We start from the raw sequence: 16,705 nt of genomic DNA, 5'->3' as shown, positions 1-16,705 counted from the left end.
ATTTATTAATCTTTACCGACATGCAAAATAGCTAAAAACGCTTCTTGTGGTAATTCAACATTACCAATTTGTTTCATGCGTTTTTTACCTTCTTTTTGCTTCTGTAAAAGCTTTTTCTTACGACTTACATCACCGCCATAACATTTGGCTAATACGTTTTTACGCAACTGTTTAACCGTTGAACGGGCAATAATATGATTTCCGATAGCTGCCTGAATAGCTATATCAAACTGTTGGCGTGGAATAAGATCTTTCATTTTTTCAACTAATTCTCGTCCACGATAAGGCGCATTGTCTTTGTGCGTAATTAATGCCAACGCATCTACACGCTCGCCGTTAATCAATACATCTAATCTTACCATGTCAGACGCTTGGAAACGTTTGAAACCATAGTCTAACGAAGCATACCCACGAGAGGTTGATTTGAGTTTGTCAAAGAAATCTAAAACAACTTCTGTCATTGGAATTTCATACGTTAAAGCAACTTGATTACCATGATAAACCATGTGAGTTTGTACACCACGTTTTTCTACACATAATGTTATCACATTTCCTAAGTAAGTTTGTGGGACTAAAATGTTACATTCAGCAATCGGTTCTCGTAATTCTTGAATATTGTTGACCGCAGGTAGTTTAGCCGGGCTATCCACATAAATAATGTCATTTGATGTCGTTAGTACTTCATAAACAACCGTTGGTGCTGTAGTGATTAGGTCGAGATTATACTCACGTTCTAGACGCTCTTGAATAATTTCCATATGCAGTAAGCCAAGGAAGCCACATCTAAAGCCAAAACCTAATGCGCCTGAATTCTCTGGCTCATAAAAGAGTGAAGCATCGTTTAAACTTAATTTTCCAAGTGCATCTCGAAATGCTTCATAATCATCCGAGCTCGTTGGGAATAAACCTGCGTAAACCTGCGGTTTTACTTTTTTGAACCCTGGTAATGGTTTTTCAGCAGGTGTTTTTGCAGAGGTTAAAGTATCGCCCACAGGTGCACCCAAAATATCTTTGATTGCACAAACAACCCAGCCAACTTCACCACATCGTAAGCAGTTTTTATCAACTTGTTTAGGTGTGAAAATACCAATTCTATCAACGTTATAAGTCATGCCTGTGCTCATAACTTTGATTTTGTCACCTTTATGTAATTCGCCATTTTTAATACGAATTAATGAAACAACACCCAAATAGTTGTCAAACCATGAGTCAATGATCAGCGCTTGTAGTGGAGCGTTTGAATCCCCTTTTGGCGCTGGAATGTCACTCACCAATTGTTCAAGTACTTCAATTACACCTATGCCTGTTTTAGCAGAACATCGCACCGCATTAGAGGCATCAATACCAACAATATCTTCAATTTCAGCAGCCACACGATCAGGTTCAGCAGCAGGTAAATCAATTTTATTAAGAACAGGCACCACTTCAAGATTCATGTCTAAGGCTGTATAACAGTTTGCTAATGTTTGCGCCTCAACCCCTTGACCTGCATCAACCACTAATAATGCACCTTCACAAGCTGCTAGCGATCGTGAAACTTCATATGAGAAGTCAACATGACCAGGTGTATCAATGAAATTCAGCTGATATGTTTCACCATTTTTAGCCTGATAATCTAATGTTACGCTTTGCGCTTTAATTGTAATTCCACGCTCACGTTCTAAATCCATGGAGTCTAGCACTTGTGCTTCCATTTCACGATCAGAAAGCCCACCACAAATCTGTATTATGCGGTCTGAAAGTGTTGATTTCCCATGGTCAATATGGGCAATAATTGAAAAATTGCGGATATTTTTATTCATATCAATAAATTATAATCTGTATTTTTGTTATAAAAAGTTAACGATTTAAATGCCATTTGATTATAAATAGTATTTATAATGATAACGAAGTCAGAAAAAGTAGCATTTTACACATTTATCACTACTAAGCATAGCGTTATCGAGAATTTTGCGCTGATTTCTCGACAATATTTTGCGCAATACGCTCAATGGTTGTGCGTGGCAAATTACCAATAATAATAATATTTTTTTGCCCAATATTTGTTGAAAAAACAGTTCGACCACCTTGCTGTATAAATTGATTTGATTGGCTTGTTTTTTCAGGCGATACATTAACTGTAAATGAGAAAACACCATCAGAAAATAATTTAGTTTCTATATCAGAATTGTAAAAATTAACATTGTAGGCTGCAATTTCTTTGAAACCTTTTGGTAACCAAGCTAGTTGCCATGCTTCTAGTACGTCGCCCTCTTTTTGTATTGATAATAATATGGGATATGTTCGTGTATCGATATAATCATTAATTTTGTTTTTATCAAAATTTAAATCAAGATCCACAACTTTTAATTGGCTAATAATTTCACTATGCTGGTCTAATAAGTCTATTCGAAGCGGTAAATAAATTTCATCGTCAATCCAAAAAACATAGCTATAACGATCTTTGTCTTTGGCTATCATTTTAACTAGTTGAACACTTCGATTCGCTGTTCTGGTTTTTCCCAATAATGTAAAATCATAAACATCAATCAGTTTACTGAAATTGTTATAAATTACATCCGGAAATGCTTCAAGAATTCGAGGACTGGTTATAGAAAAAGAAGCGCTGTCTGGTTGGAAATAACTAGTAATATTATCATGCAAAATAATTTCTTTCGCTGAACCTTCAAGATAAAGTAACATCGCTTTAATGTCGTTTTTTTTCGTTGCACCTAAATGTGTATATTCATAGGTGGTAACATACTGATTTTTCTCTTGCGATAGAAAATGAATTTGATAATTTTGAGTTTGCACAGCCTTATTCATTTTGTTTAGTAGGCTGAGGGCCTCATCATAATCCATTGCATTAGCAACTAGGGAGAATAATATCAGAAACAAAGTGACAATATAATATCGACTCTTTTTAATCATTAGTAAACCTGAATTAAATATTAATCTCATTTCGGGTTAACGTGCGTTCAGTCTTTTTTGTAGTTCATAATCTTGTACAAGTAATCGGATTTTATCATATTGTCTTTTTTCAAGTAATAACTGTTCGTTTGATTGTTGTATACCACCAACTGGAGCAACATTAACACCAAAAGGAACTGTGTTTAATGTCGGTACGCCATGATTACTTTCAGATTTGCCTTGTTGATACTGTACTCCTGCAATAATGGCTAAGGTAACACAAGCAGCAAGTCCTACTTGACCTACTTTTGATATGACATCTTTAATACGTATCCAAAGTAAGCTTTCAGTTTTTGGAATAGAAACTTGATTCGGATTAGGTTGGTTATCTAACTGATCATATAAATTTTCATTAGCAACTGCTTGTGCAACTTGATTAGAAATGTCTAGAGTTAATGAGCTACTATGCAGTGCACCTCGCATGACATCTCGTACAATATGGTAACGGTGCCAGCATGATTGTAAACTTACATCTTTTGATATTTCATCCATAATCTGTTGGTCTGTAAGTTGGTCATCCATAAGTAGTGAAAGTTGTTCTTTCTGTTCTGTTCGCATAGTAGATACCTTAAAATTTATGACTACTCTCAATCAATTTTTATTTCCATTAACTAATTAATGGTTTAATTTTTTCATCAATCGCATCTCTTGCTCTAAAAATGCGTGATCTCACTGTTCCAATCGGTGTATCCATAATTTCGGCAATCTCCTCATAACTTAATCCTTCAATTTCACGCAGTGTAATTGCAATCCTTAAATCATCAGGCAATGATTCAATTGCTGCAAATACCGTCTTTTTGATTTCTTCTGAAAGCGCTAAATTTTCGGGATCATCAGGATCCCTAAGAGAATCTGCACCTTCATAACTTTCGGCCTCATTAGCATCGATGTCAGATAACGGCGGCCTGCGACCTTGAGAAGTTAAGTAATTCTTTGCTGTATTTACTGCAATTCGGTATAACCAAGTGTAAAAAACACTTTCTCCCTTAAATAGACTTAAAGAGCGATAAGCCTTAATAAAGGTTTCTTGCACAACATCAGGGACTTCAGAAGCAAGTACATAACGAGAAACCAAATGAGCCAATTTACTTTGATAACGTATTACAAGTAAATTGAACGCATTTTTATCTCCACTTAATACACGAGCAACCAATACTTGATCTGTTACTTGCTCCCCCATTAAAGGCCATTCCTCATTATGTTAATAACTGCTAGCTGACCCAAAATATGTGCACACATACAGTTAGATTCTTAAAATTTAAAAAAGTTCCAATATTTTAATAGAAAATTAATTTTTTTTTCTGTTTAAAATAGAACTGCCCTATTTTTATTTGAATTAATAATTGATTTTATGATATTTTTCATATTTATATCACTTTTAGTGATCATCTAATTCAATAAAAAGATCTCACGTTTACCAACATCATTATAGGTGATTTGGTAAAATTGAGGTAGATTAAAATTAACAGAGCTGCTTGTAGTAAACGTAAAACGATCATCAGATAAAACATAAAAATCATTGATATCTTTGACCATATTTTCTTTTGTGCCATTGCAATTGCGATAAATTTCTACTTGGTTGTGTTCATTTAATATATAAAGATCAAAACCTGAATTGGTATCTTCAAAAAAGAATTGGATAATACCTTCATAAGCAACACTGTCAATTTCTTTGGGTAATTCATCAGTTTCATCTAGTATATTCAATGGACGACCTTGAACTTTATTATTTGATACCGCACCATAAAAATCAACCGCATTTTCGAACTGATGAAACGAAACACCTAAGCGTTCAAAAAAAAGATACCACGAAGATCCATCAATTCTTAACGGTTTTACTTGTGTGAAATTATTTTGTGTTGTAGTTAAACGAAGTTCAATACATTCATCCATTAATTTTTTTATTTGCTGTTTAATTTCTATACTTAGATATTTACTGTAGCAAAAAATTTCAATAGGATTAGGTAAATCAGCATCTTTATGCATTCGATTTAGTAATGTTTTAATGGCTTCTAGTACACATAACGATCCACTAAAATGCAATACACGTATTTCATTCCATGAATTTCTATAAAGTAGATCAATTGATCCTACTAAGCTAAGCTCTTTTTTACCATAATTTAAAACATTTTTACTAATTTCATATTCTAATTCTAAATTGGAACTTGGATCATTTTCTAAATTTAAAATAATAGCTAAATGGCGAATTTCGCAAGGACCATATAACTGTTCTTCTGTAGCTGCGGGCACTATAATTGGGAAATATTCTTTTAGATCGCTAATGAACCGGTTGATTTTTGAATTATCTCTATCATCTGCATCATGATAATAAAATTCGGTTGTATCAGAAATTAAACCATTAAAATAACACCAACTTATTAGTTTAACAAGATATTTACTGTATTCTAGATATTGATGCCCTAATATTGATTCCAATACTGGTTTTTGATTATAAACATACCAGCCAGCTCGATTTATTCGGTCTTCTTTTACATGGATAAATGTTAACACTTCTTCTTGTAAGTTATTGGAAATATTAAGTTTTAATGTTGTTATTTTACCTGGCAAAACTTCAAAAGAAGCATACAATTTACGCGTTAAAATAGCTAAGTCTTGTGGGCTAATTAATGAATCTAAATTATTTCGGCGACCAAAATTTAGTAAATTACGATAACCTGTCATCATTGTGTGCAAAAGTATTTCATGCATTTCGCGGACAGATTGAATTTTCCATGTATTACTTGCATCTAACTTTGTAATTCGCTGTTCACTCCAATTCCATTTTTTAACTAGATTATTTAATACATCTCGACGCCATGAAGCAGCTTTATTAGGTTGAGATAATTTTTCATTGACTTTTAAGTAAAAACAGTTTCGTATTAATTCCAATCTCTCAAGATCTTTAATTTCAATTAAATATTTTGTGATCCTGTCTAAAAGCATATAATAAGAATCTAAATAAATATTTTTCTTAGTTTCAGATTTTTGTATACATTCTCTCATTTCATAAGCGATCGGCCTATTTTCTGGATAGCTCCATGAATAGGCTTCGAGCAATAATGTTTTAAGCACCGCTTTAAAAGGAGAATCAATACTTTTATAAAGCTGCCACAAGCATGCTCCGAAATACTCTTCTGCTGATAATCCGGTTAATGGTCCAAAATCAATCCATTCTTCACGATTTACTAATTTTAGTTCAACTAAGGCGTTAACGCATTGCTCATACGTTGGGTGACTTACGTTATTTATTGTTAAATTATAAGGCACCGCAAACCATAATAGGTATTTACCGGCTAAAAGGTTTGCGGTACGATAAAATTCTTCAAGTAACAAAATATGTTGTGCTGATCCACAGTTTTCTCCCATTAAACATTCATGATGTTTATTAACGAACCGATCAGCATTTACAACAAAGAGTGTTAGTTTTACTTGTTGTTTTTCCGCCCATTGTTCTACTAAACGACATTTGTGTAGTAACGTTTGTTTTCGACTTTCTGATAAATTATTTTCAATACATATCCAAATGTCTAGATCAGACTGAACAGATTGACCAATGGAACAAGTACTACCCATTGAATATAATGCTGATATTTCTGATTTGGCTGCATTTGCTGTAGGAATAAAACCAAAATCATTTTTAAGTTGTTTTTCAATTTCATGAGGTAGATGATAATAAGCTATACCATGGGGTGTATCTTCATTAATGTACCCAGGTATTTTGGGATCATGAAAATGAAAAATAGCTGGTAACAACGAAAAAACGTATTGAAATTCAGCTGACATTCCAATCAAAGCTCGTTCATACTTTAGATTGGCTAGATCTTTAAGTTCTTTTTTTATGTTACTAATATTATATAGCATAGCATTATTTAGATAAAACAGGTGTACCACCAACGGACGGCAATCAATCTAACACTTTATAACTAGAAGGTAAATAGACTAAAAATTTTTAATATCTATAAATTAAGTTATTATTCACAATAATTGTAAAATTATTAAACAGTTTAATAACATTAATTTTGTTAAATATGTTGATAATAAAGCATCTGTTTTATTATCAATAGTAAGTTTCGATGAACAATTGCAATTATTATTTTAATTAAGACAAAAGATACTACAAAGGTAACTCAGTGGTATCTGTTTACTAAGTAGATATCTAGAATCAATCAATATTACATTTGATATATGATTAAAGGAGAAATAATTAAGTCGTTGGCTCTACCAATAAAGCAAATCATAATATTAGATCAATGAAATTAATGTATCACATCATGAGCAAAGATCACCTATCTTTTTATGGGGGGCTCTAATTCTTTCAATTTTGAATACTATATAACTAAATCTATGTGAATTTGAAAACTGATTTACTATATGGATTAGCTTGTTTTACAAATACTCTATTAATTTAATTGATTGCTTAACCGAAAAGTTGAATGAAGAAAAAGATCTGATTATTCATTTTATTTTTTATCATTATGAATGATTATATTATTTAGGATATAACAGCCTAAACATTAAATGTTTTTATCACAGCTACTGCTAACTTAGCTTTTTTGATTCATTTGACTTTAATAATAAATTTTATAGGTACGCAAAATAAAACAGAGTTTTTTAACAACCTGTTGCGTATTTAACTACTAATACTGTAGAATGATACTGCATTTCGAAATTCTTTGAGTATCACGCAACAATTCTTTTATGTATAACAAGTTGTTTAATTATCTTTCATTAACAACTTTATGTTCGAACGCTTTTAATAAGCAGAAAATAGACAAACATCTGAGCATTCTTTCAGATTGCTATAGTATCTAGAAATTGACACTTCATCTGCCCGTTAAGTAAGCGTTACATATTGATTTAAATCACTTAAAAACAAAGGGTACTAAAATGAAACATTCCAAGAAATTATCTTTTACATTAGTTGCATTATTATCTTTTCCCGTAGTAAATCTTTATGCTGCAGAACCATTAACAGCAAAAGAAAGTAGTAATTTGGTACCAATGAAAGAAATCTCAGTAACAGGCAATTATTTACAAGCAGAAAACGCAGCTGATGATATTTCAAGAATAGCAGATAAAGCTGGCGCTAAATATTATCATATAACAGCTATTGAAAATGCTACTACTACAGATTCCGCTGATTTAGCTGTTGTTTACGCTGATATTTATCAATCAAATGCGCCAATCACATTAAAAAAAGATGAAACAACTTATAACGGAATTGTAGCATATGAACGCAATAAAGCACTTTATTATTTACCATTTGAAATTGTTAAATTTAAAGGCAATTTCAATAATACTTCTGAAATTACTAACGAAGCAAGTAAAATAGCTGCCGAGAAAAATGCTTATGCATTTTACATTACATCCATTACTTCAGCTAATTTACAAAATCTGGCGCAAGATGTGGAGGTAGCTTTATATAAAAAAGATGCCCCTGTAAGAGATTATATTGTTACTAAGGCGATTGAAGGCGAAGATGCATATGAGTTAAGTAGTGATGCATTCAAAATTATGAAACCTTATAACACAATTAGTTTCCATGGGGTATTTAATAATACTTCTGAAATAAGCTCTGCTGCACAAAAGCATGCCATTGCTAATGGGGCTCATTTTTATTATGTTAAAGAAGTTACATCAAATGCTGCAGGCACTGCTCAAACTGTATTTGTGAATTTATATAAATAATGTTATTGCAATAGTAATTTTCCACGTGTGAAATCATTTATGATCACGTGGAAATAAATAACCATACTATATCTTCTATTGATTAGTAATCCTGCTTACGCACTTGGTGCTCTATACTGAAAATTATTTATGGTATCGCTTCTTATTTTATAAAACCGGATATTTTTTCAGCTAGCTGAGTGCAATCGTGATTATGACAAGAGCTTACTATATACCACTAAACTGAATCAATTAATTATAATGTTAAAACCTAATTATGGTTTGGGAGGTACTATTACGCCCTTTCATTTCGAAAATGTTACTATTAATAGCTATAATGTTAATAATGATGAAAGTTCAAAATTAAAACAAATATTGAACTATATAACAAGGCGTTCTATTTTTTGCTAGCATGAGCACAAGAGGAATAATTCAAAAAATAATGATGGCTGGGGTACCAGGATTCGAACCTGGGCATGGCGGGATCAAAACCCGCTGCCTTACCGCTTGGCTATACCCCAATATAAAAAATAAGGCACTTGGTATGGACAATGTAAGATTTGAACTCATACAACTTTCGAAACTAAATTATGAATTAGCATATCTATCTACTAGGCGCTACCACAACAATAGCAGCTAAGCAGCGTTTAGGGCAATATGCCAAAATTTAAATCATGCCGAATCGAGTAATGTTGAATATACTAACATTGTAATGGCTGGGGTACCAGGATTCGAACCTGGGCGTGGCGGGATCAAAACCCGCTGCCTTACCGCTTGGCTATACCCCAAAAAGGATAAATACTAAGATTAAATGGTGCGGGTGGAGAGACTTGAACTCACACACCTTGCGGCGCCAGAACCTAAATCTGGTGCGTCTACCAATTTCGCCACACCCGCACTGAACACTTTCGATAAAAGTACTACTTAATCTTCATGGTGGCTACGACGGGATTCGAACCTGTGACCCCATCATTATGAGTGATGTGCTCTAACCAGCTGAGCTACGTAGCCATTTATTCGCAACGTCATAACCAACACTGCGAGGCGCATTATGCTTGTGTTACGGCAAATCGTCAACTCTTTTTTTAAGATATTTTGAAAAAAAGTGGCGACTGATTAAGTTACAATCAAATACAGTTTAATAACAATTCAATTCGTTTTTTTTGCAATTCGAGCTGAATATTTTTACCAGTGAACCCTTCAGCAATAATATTTTGGACATCCACGCTTCTAGCTATTTTATAGGCATTTTCAAGATATTGAGCTTGGGGATATGAATCGGTTTCAGAAAAAGCCTGGCTTGCAATAATCAATTGATTAAGGTGTTGTGAATTACGCCATACATCAATATTATTTAGTAAGTTAAGAATTTGACTAGCTTCTAGTCGTTGTATTTGCTCCACGTTTTTTCGATATTGTTGTACCATAATAGCAATTTTAGTATATTGGCTTGGTGTTTTAATTTTATTACATAGCGTTTTAACCAATGTGCTATTCACCATATTTCCACATAAAACAGCAAAACGAATGATTAGATTATCAGTCAATAATACTGATTTTTTTAGTGCATTAAGAAGATCATTTGTTAGCATTACAGATGGAAATAATAGTGAAAGTGCGCCGCATTGTTCGAGCACTTGAAAATAAACCTGAGGGTTTGCTGTTGATAATGCTTTCTCAGTTTCTTTCCAGACTCGTTCAGCTGTAAGGTATATAACCTCCCCTTCTGATACCATTTCTTTCATTAGATCCATTGTTTCTTGGGCTATTACAAATCCTAATTGATGATAACGAGCAGCAAAGCGTGCAACACGTAAAACACGTAATGGATCTTCACGAAAAGCAGGAGAAACATGACGTAATAATTTGTGATGAAGATCATCAACACCATGATAAGGATCAATAATGTTGCCATTTTCATCCATCGCTATAGCATTAATAGTGAGATCACGACGGATGAGATCTTGCTCTAAGGTAATATGTTTACCGAAGTCACAGGTAAACCCTGTATAACCCTTTCCTGATTTACGTTCAGTACGAGCTAATGCATATTCTTCTTTTGAAGTCGGGTGTAAAAAAATAGGAAAGTCCTTTCCCACTTGATGAAAACCTTGTGATACAAGTTCATCGGGTGTTGCTCCGACTACAACCCAATCACGATCAGCAATTGGTAATCCTAGTAAATTATCACGTACAGAACCACCAACTAGATAGGTTTTACTCATTTAATGCATCCAACGATCTTTTTTGCGTCGACGAGGCATAATATTAGGTAGAATTAGCCCTAAGAGAAAACCACCTCCTGCAACAAGACCACCATAAGTAAACCAAGTAATAATTAAATCACGCCGTTTATCGTCAACTTGATTTAATGCTGAATCCAGTTGTACTTCTTGTTCTTTGAACTTTCTTTCTAATTCATTATTTTTATTTTGTAGGTTTTCAATTAATTTTTCCGATGTTTGTAACTTTTCAACATAATCACTAATCATTTTTTGATGATAATCTTCTGCATTATCTACTTTGTCTTTATATTCTGCGATTTTTGCTTCTAAAACAGGGATTCGTTCTTTATAACTTGGATAGTCATTTAATTTGTTCGTTTCAATCCATGCGACTTTACCACTGTTAAGTTTGATACGTGTATATTTTCCATCAGGACTTTTTTCGAGCTCAGTAACTTTAGCTCCACTTTTGACCGTATATAAAATTGCATGCTGTTGGCTCGGACCACGGCGTAAATAAACATCAACCTCATCTGCCACATATTTATCTACTGCATTAGCATTTGAAGCCAACATAATAAAAGAAAATAAAGTAATAATATTCTGTTTTTTCATTATATTTCAAACAATCATCCGTAAATAATTTACATGATAACATAAAAAAATATCTTTTCGCACAATCATTTTACAATTGATGTAGGTAGAACCTGAGTTATGAAATATACTTAAATGAAATCGATTACATTTTTATGAGATATCAATCAAAAAATATTATAGTTATTAACAAGTAAATTATTGTGATCGTTACCATACATTATTTGCTCATTAAGTAATAAATCAGGTTATAGTTTAAATTATCATTAACTTTATATCCAAATTAAAAAAACAACCTATTTTCGTGAGTTGAACTGTGAAAAGCTTTTGGTTCTTATGATTTAATACATAGATGTGGAGGAATATGCAATTAACTATTTTTAAAAATAAAATCAAATAGTTATCAATAAATTAATACGATTGTTAATAATAATTTTTGGACACCAAAATATACCCAAATTATTATTGACCAATAAGCGTTATAACTATAGGTGAGCTTAAAATGTTGATAAAGAAAATTTATAATCTATAAAAAACAAGAATCTCAATTAGTATCTTATTTTTTGCCTATTACACTATTTTTATGGCATTGCCATCAAATAACTTATCAAGTTTTTCTATAAATGCTTGTTTAGGGCGATGAAAAAAGATACCTTGTTCAGGCATTCCTCGCAGAAATAGATAATAAACACCACCGAAATGAGTTTGATATTGATAATTTGTAATTCGGCTTCTTAAAAAGCGGTGTAAAGCTAAACTGTAAAATTGATATTGTAAATCATAGCGATGCTCGCACATTACTTTTTCTAACGCGTTTTTCTCATAATATGATACATTATTACCTAACCAATTTGATTTATAATCTACTATATAATATTTACCTTCAAATTCAAAAACCAAATCAATAAATCCCTTTAACATACCCTGTACTGTGCCAAAATCTAATTCAGGGCATAATTTTGATAGTTCATCATATTCTTTACATAAACTATCTAATTGCTGACTAGATATTTTTTCACGAATTGGAAAATGAAATTGTAATTCATTAATGCATTTTCCTATTAATACATTTGATAATATTAAGTTTGGTTGATGAAGTTTCGTGGTTAGTACCTTTTGCATCCATACTTTGATAGGTTCATTCCACACTGTATCCAAATTAAGTTTTTTCAACATTTGAATACATAATTCATCAACATTTTCTGATGCAAGATTTTCCATAACGCTATGCATTAATGTACCAACATAGGCTCCTTTTGGAAAATGATGAATATCATATTGCAAATTAGTTGAATTTGTAATTTCTGATTGTGGTTGATATTCGTCCCAGTCATTATTGAGTTCTGGATTATAAGCCAATGCGGTATTATTACGCTTTTGTAATTCCGTATAACTAGTTACTCTCCAACAAGTTGAAAGCTGTCGTGAAAAAACATTAGCAGATAATGATGTTTTTTTTAAAACAGGGGAAACATATTTTTCAGTTACTATTGGCAATTGAACATCTACTAAATCAGCAATATTTGCAATCGAACGTAAATCATATTTTAATAGGTGATTTATAGCTGATTGTTTTTTATTTAAAAAAGCAATTCCAATACTGCAATGATATATAGATCTAGTCATAGCAACATATAATAACCGTAAATCTTCGGCAAGGCGTTCTTCTTCTATTTGTTTTTTAATTTCATCTGTTAATAACCAAGCATATGTTAACTGATAGTCATTTTTTTTATCATGATAAAATTGACTTTCTGATGAACGATACATAGAAATAAATGGTAACCATACAATCGGAAACTCCAAACCTTTTGATTTATGAATGGTTATGATTTTTAATAAGTTTTCATCACTTTCAAGACGCTGCTCATGATTTTCTAAATTCAAATCAGGATTTACAATTTGTTTTTTTAACCAACTTATTAACGAATGAGGGTTATCTAATTCATTTTCTGCTTCTTGCAATAATTCACCCAAATGCATTAAATTAGTTAATATACGTTCACCATTTTGGCGAACTAAAATATCTTCAGCTAAATGACGTTTTTTCATCATTCGGCGCAGCATAACAAATACACCATAGTGTTGCCAAACAACTTGATACTGTTTAAACTCTTCTACTAAACTTTCCCATTTATCTTGGTCATCAGTGATTTGTTCAAGCTCAGACATCGTTTGCCCAAATAGAGAGGTCATTAATGCCAATCTTAACATTGATTCGTTTTCAGGCATTAATACTGCATGTAACAAGCAAAGAACATCTTTTGCTTCAGCTGAAGAAAAAACGCTACGATGATTTGATAAGTAAACACTTTTGATACCAGAATCCGACAATTTTTGACGTATAATCTCAGCCTCACGTCCAGTACGAACCAAAATAGCAATATCAGAAGTAGTAACAGGACGTAATTCATGTTGATTATTGATTAATATCGAAGGATCAGATAACCATTTCACAATTTGTTTAGCACAACAACCTGCCATATACTCTTGATATTCGTCATTGGTAGAAATATCATCAGGCAATAAATAAGCAGTGAATGCACTAGCCTCTTGATTATTAATTAATAAGGCTTTTCGTTCATTCTGCTTTGCTACGTTCATTGGTAAAAAAGGAATGTCTTTAAAGATAAACGGATTATCATGATTAGCAAATAACTGGTTAACAGCACTTATCATCGGTGCGGATGAACGATAGTTAACATCCATTGTAAAATAATTTTCACCAGTTGACTGCTTGGCTTTTAAATAAGTAAAAATATCAGCGCCGCGAAAACTATAAATAGCTTGTTTCGGATCACCAATAAATAGCAAGCCGCAATCAGATTGTTGACTATCATAAATACGATTGAAAATTTGGTATTGAAGAGGATCAGTATCTTGGAATTCATCAATTAAGGCTACACAATATTTTTTTGCAATACTTTGAGCTAACCGTTTTCCTGTTTTTTTGCATAAAGCACGATTAAGTTGCCAAATAAGATCATCAAAACTTATCTCTCCGTATTTGAGTTTTTCGTCATAAATTCCCTTTTGTATAACCTTCACAATATCCATTAATATTTGGCTACGCAAATCTATCGGGTGTTTACATAATGTCTCAATTTTTTCAAAAATAGTATGACAAGGGACGATTTTTCCTTTTTTTGTTTTTTCGGTTAAGACAGACTGACTAAACCTTTCCAGTTCATTGGGCAATTCAAATGTGTAGGTATCTTTATTTGCCCATTGAGATACTTTAGCCAACCAATTAGGTAAATTTCGGATACTATATGATTGTTTATTTATCCCTGACTGTGTAATTATACTAGTAATTTCTTCGATTGATGTTAACCATTCATGTTTTATCTCGTTAATCTTTGTCAATTTTTTTTGATAAAAGGTGTGTATTTTTGAAACAATATCAAAATTAATTTCATCACTGTCATGTTGTTCTAAATTTAAATATTGTGTGATATCTTTCAATAAGCTTTTTGGGTCTTGCCACGTAGCAAATATTAAATATGCCAGTGATTTATCAAGTGGCGAAAAATAGCGACGCCAAAATTCCTGCACTACACGCAATTGTAGTTGATATTCATCTGCAACAAAATTTTGTTCAAATAGAACACCAGATTCAAAAGCATGACTGGTTAAAATGCGCTGACAAAAACTATGTATAGTATAAATTGCTGCATCGTCCATTGATTGATGAGCGTCATTTAGTTTCTGCAAAGCTGATTGACGATCAACAATTAACTCAATTAATTGTTGAAAAATAGGATCTTTATGATGCCCTTGCTGTAACCCTATTTTTAATTCTTGAATATTTAGCCTAATGCGAGAACGAAGTTCTTGAGTTGCTGCTTTTGTAAAAGTTACAACAAGAATTTGGCTAACATTTAAAGGTTTTGGATAACTATTTTGACCAATACCAAGCAATAGCCTTAAATAAATAAAAGCGAGAGAATAAGTTTTACCAGTGCCTGCCGATGCTTCAATTAAGGTTCGACCTGTTAAAGGTAAATCAAAAAGGTTGAGTTTTTTTATCCTACTTGATGAAACCATTCAAGCTTCCCAGCTGCATTTGAAGACAAATCCACACAGGCAATAGCCGCTGTTGAAAACATAGATGGCAGAGCTTGCGGGCATAGCTCGCCAATTAAATATCCTACTAACGGCAAGTGAGATACTACTATTATATTTTCAAAACTTTGTGACAATAACATAATTAATAAATCAACAATATGTGATGGGCTACCACCTGGAACTAACAATTTATTCGTTTCAATTTTTGAAACACTCACCTTTGATGATAACACCGATAGTGTTTGTTGTGCACGTAAATAGGGACTTACTAAGCCTAAATCAAATTGAAAATTTTGCTGCTTAAGCCATAGTCCAACTTGATTTGACTGTTTAATGCCATACGTAGTCAGCGCTCGCTCCGAATCAGTGGAAGCAGAAAACCCTGCTTCGCCATGCCTCATAATGCAAACTTTCATTAATTTTCAATTAACGTAATTTTAATTGAAAAATCATACATTCAGCGCCACAACAAAATGTAAATTTAGCAGCTAATTTAAAACCACTTTCTATTTTTTCGATGCTACTGGTGATTTCACACGGTTCGGTTTCTACATCTTTTGCAGATTGTGTTAATAATGCTAATTTATTTTTAGCTTCTGACTCTGTTGCAAAAACGTGCTCATATTCAGCACTACAATTTTCATTATCAATAATAGTACCTACATCCACACAACAACAAGCAGGAGTTTCATTTGCTTTACATTTGCTTTGAGAATCTGACATGTTACACCTCTATTTACGTTTTTATTGTTAGTAGTATACTCTCAATCATAAATAAGGGCAAAATTCTGATAATAATTACTTTCGATTAATCACATATTAATTTTCTACTATACAGGTAGTTGAATATTCTTTTTTACAATTAACGTAATGATTAATTACTTTTTAAAATTAGATCTTTGTGGCATATCATATAAGACGTAAAAATTATATTTTTATTAATATTTCTTCTATAATAATAAAATAGCCATATTCATAAAATGGCAATTTTAGTCTCAACGACGTTTTTATGAAAAACTTAGATGCGACTGTGATCACCACAGCCGTACTTAGTATGACAAAATCTTTTTTATCAATATACAAAACTTTTCAATTAACTATAATAGGTTCGGTTGCCAACAATCAATTAGTACAATACATACTATATATTTTTATTGTTTAAGGTATAAACAAACACATATCATTTATATGAATCTTTTTAT

11 protein-coding genes and 4 tRNA genes are annotated in these 16,705 nt (G+C 32.3%); 1 reads left to right on the top strand and 14 read right to left on the bottom strand.

Going from position 1 to position 16,705, the window contains the following annotated elements:
• Window positions 1-5: 5 nt before the first annotated feature.
• From lepA to A9G36_RS09060, 5 genes are all read right to left on the bottom strand, one after another.
• Window positions 6-1,802, bottom strand: coding sequence for a translation elongation factor 4 (lepA, locus tag A9G36_RS09080; protein WP_034943812.1), 1,797 nt, complete (start codon window positions 1,800-1,802; stop codon window positions 6-8).
• Between the two features lie 136 nt (window positions 1,803-1,938).
• Complete coding sequence (locus tag A9G36_RS09075; protein ID WP_255305681.1) at window positions 1,939-2,841, bottom strand: MucB/RseB C-terminal domain-containing protein; 903 nt, start codon at window positions 2,839-2,841, stop codon at window positions 1,939-1,941.
• A gap of 105 nt (window positions 2,842-2,946) precedes the next feature.
• Window positions 2,947-3,507, bottom strand: coding sequence for an RseA family anti-sigma factor (locus A9G36_RS09070; protein WP_034943819.1), 561 nt, complete (start codon window positions 3,505-3,507; stop codon window positions 2,947-2,949).
• 49 nt (window positions 3,508-3,556) lie between these two features.
• Window positions 3,557-4,129, bottom strand: coding sequence for an RNA polymerase sigma factor RpoE (gene rpoE, locus A9G36_RS09065; RefSeq protein ID WP_065569407.1), 573 nt, complete (start codon window positions 4,127-4,129; stop codon window positions 3,557-3,559).
• Window positions 4,130-4,338: 209 nt separating this feature from the next.
• Window positions 4,339-6,810: a class I adenylate cyclase gene (locus A9G36_RS09060; RefSeq protein WP_065585647.1), complete on the bottom strand. Its 2,472-nt coding sequence runs from the start codon at window positions 6,808-6,810 to the stop codon at window positions 4,339-4,341.
• Between the two features lie 1,026 nt (window positions 6,811-7,836).
• On the opposite strand from A9G36_RS09060, the gene A9G36_RS09055 reads away from it, so the two are divergent.
• A complete protein-coding gene (locus tag A9G36_RS09055) occupies window positions 7,837-8,637 on the top strand; it encodes a YdgH/BhsA/McbA-like domain containing protein (protein WP_065574225.1) in 801 nt (266 codons plus the stop codon).
• Between the two features lie 425 nt (window positions 8,638-9,062).
• Here A9G36_RS09055 and A9G36_RS09050 read toward each other — a convergent pair.
• The 9 genes from A9G36_RS09050 to A9G36_RS09010 all read right to left on the bottom strand — a co-directional run bounded on the left by A9G36_RS09050 (window position 9,063) and on the right by A9G36_RS09010 (window position 16,226).
• Window positions 9,063-9,137: transfer RNA gene (locus A9G36_RS09050), tRNA-Gln, on the bottom strand.
• Window positions 9,138-9,329: 192 nt separating this feature from the next.
• Window positions 9,330-9,404, bottom strand: a tRNA-Gln gene (locus A9G36_RS09045).
• Between the two features lie 24 nt (window positions 9,405-9,428).
• Window positions 9,429-9,513 (bottom strand) — tRNA-Leu (locus A9G36_RS09040).
• 37 nt (window positions 9,514-9,550) lie between these two features.
• Window positions 9,551-9,627: transfer RNA gene (locus A9G36_RS09035), tRNA-Met, on the bottom strand.
• Between the two features lie 116 nt (window positions 9,628-9,743).
• Window positions 9,744-10,841 (bottom strand): CCA tRNA nucleotidyltransferase, encoded by a 1,098-nt coding sequence (locus A9G36_RS09030; RefSeq protein ID WP_034943828.1) that lies wholly within the window; start codon window positions 10,839-10,841, stop codon window positions 9,744-9,746.
• Window positions 10,842-11,456, bottom strand: coding sequence for a TIGR04211 family SH3 domain-containing protein (locus A9G36_RS09025; RefSeq protein WP_051825037.1), 615 nt, complete (start codon window positions 11,454-11,456; stop codon window positions 10,842-10,844).
• Between the two features lie 549 nt (window positions 11,457-12,005).
• Entirely contained in the window at window positions 12,006-15,482 is a 3,477-nt protein-coding gene (gene recB, locus A9G36_RS09020) for an exodeoxyribonuclease V subunit beta (RefSeq protein WP_065585646.1), read from the bottom strand.
• On the bottom strand, window positions 15,461-15,904 hold the full coding sequence (sixA, locus tag A9G36_RS09015) for a phosphohistidine phosphatase SixA (protein WP_218055706.1): 444 nt from the start codon (window positions 15,902-15,904) through the stop codon (window positions 15,461-15,463). Before sixA ends, recB begins: the two co-directional genes overlap by 22 nt.
• Window positions 15,905-15,929: 25 nt before the next feature.
• Window positions 15,930-16,226, bottom strand: coding sequence for a YfcZ/YiiS family protein (locus tag A9G36_RS09010; RefSeq protein WP_034943839.1), 297 nt, complete (start codon window positions 16,224-16,226; stop codon window positions 15,930-15,932).
• Between the last annotated feature and the right edge of the window lie 479 nt (window positions 16,227-16,705).

This window comes from Gilliamella sp. Choc6-1 (assembly GCF_001690385.1).
Lineage (GTDB): Bacteria > Pseudomonadota > Gammaproteobacteria > Enterobacterales > Orbaceae > Gilliamella > Gilliamella apicola_A.
This window is presented reverse-complemented; position numbering and strand designations above follow the sequence as displayed.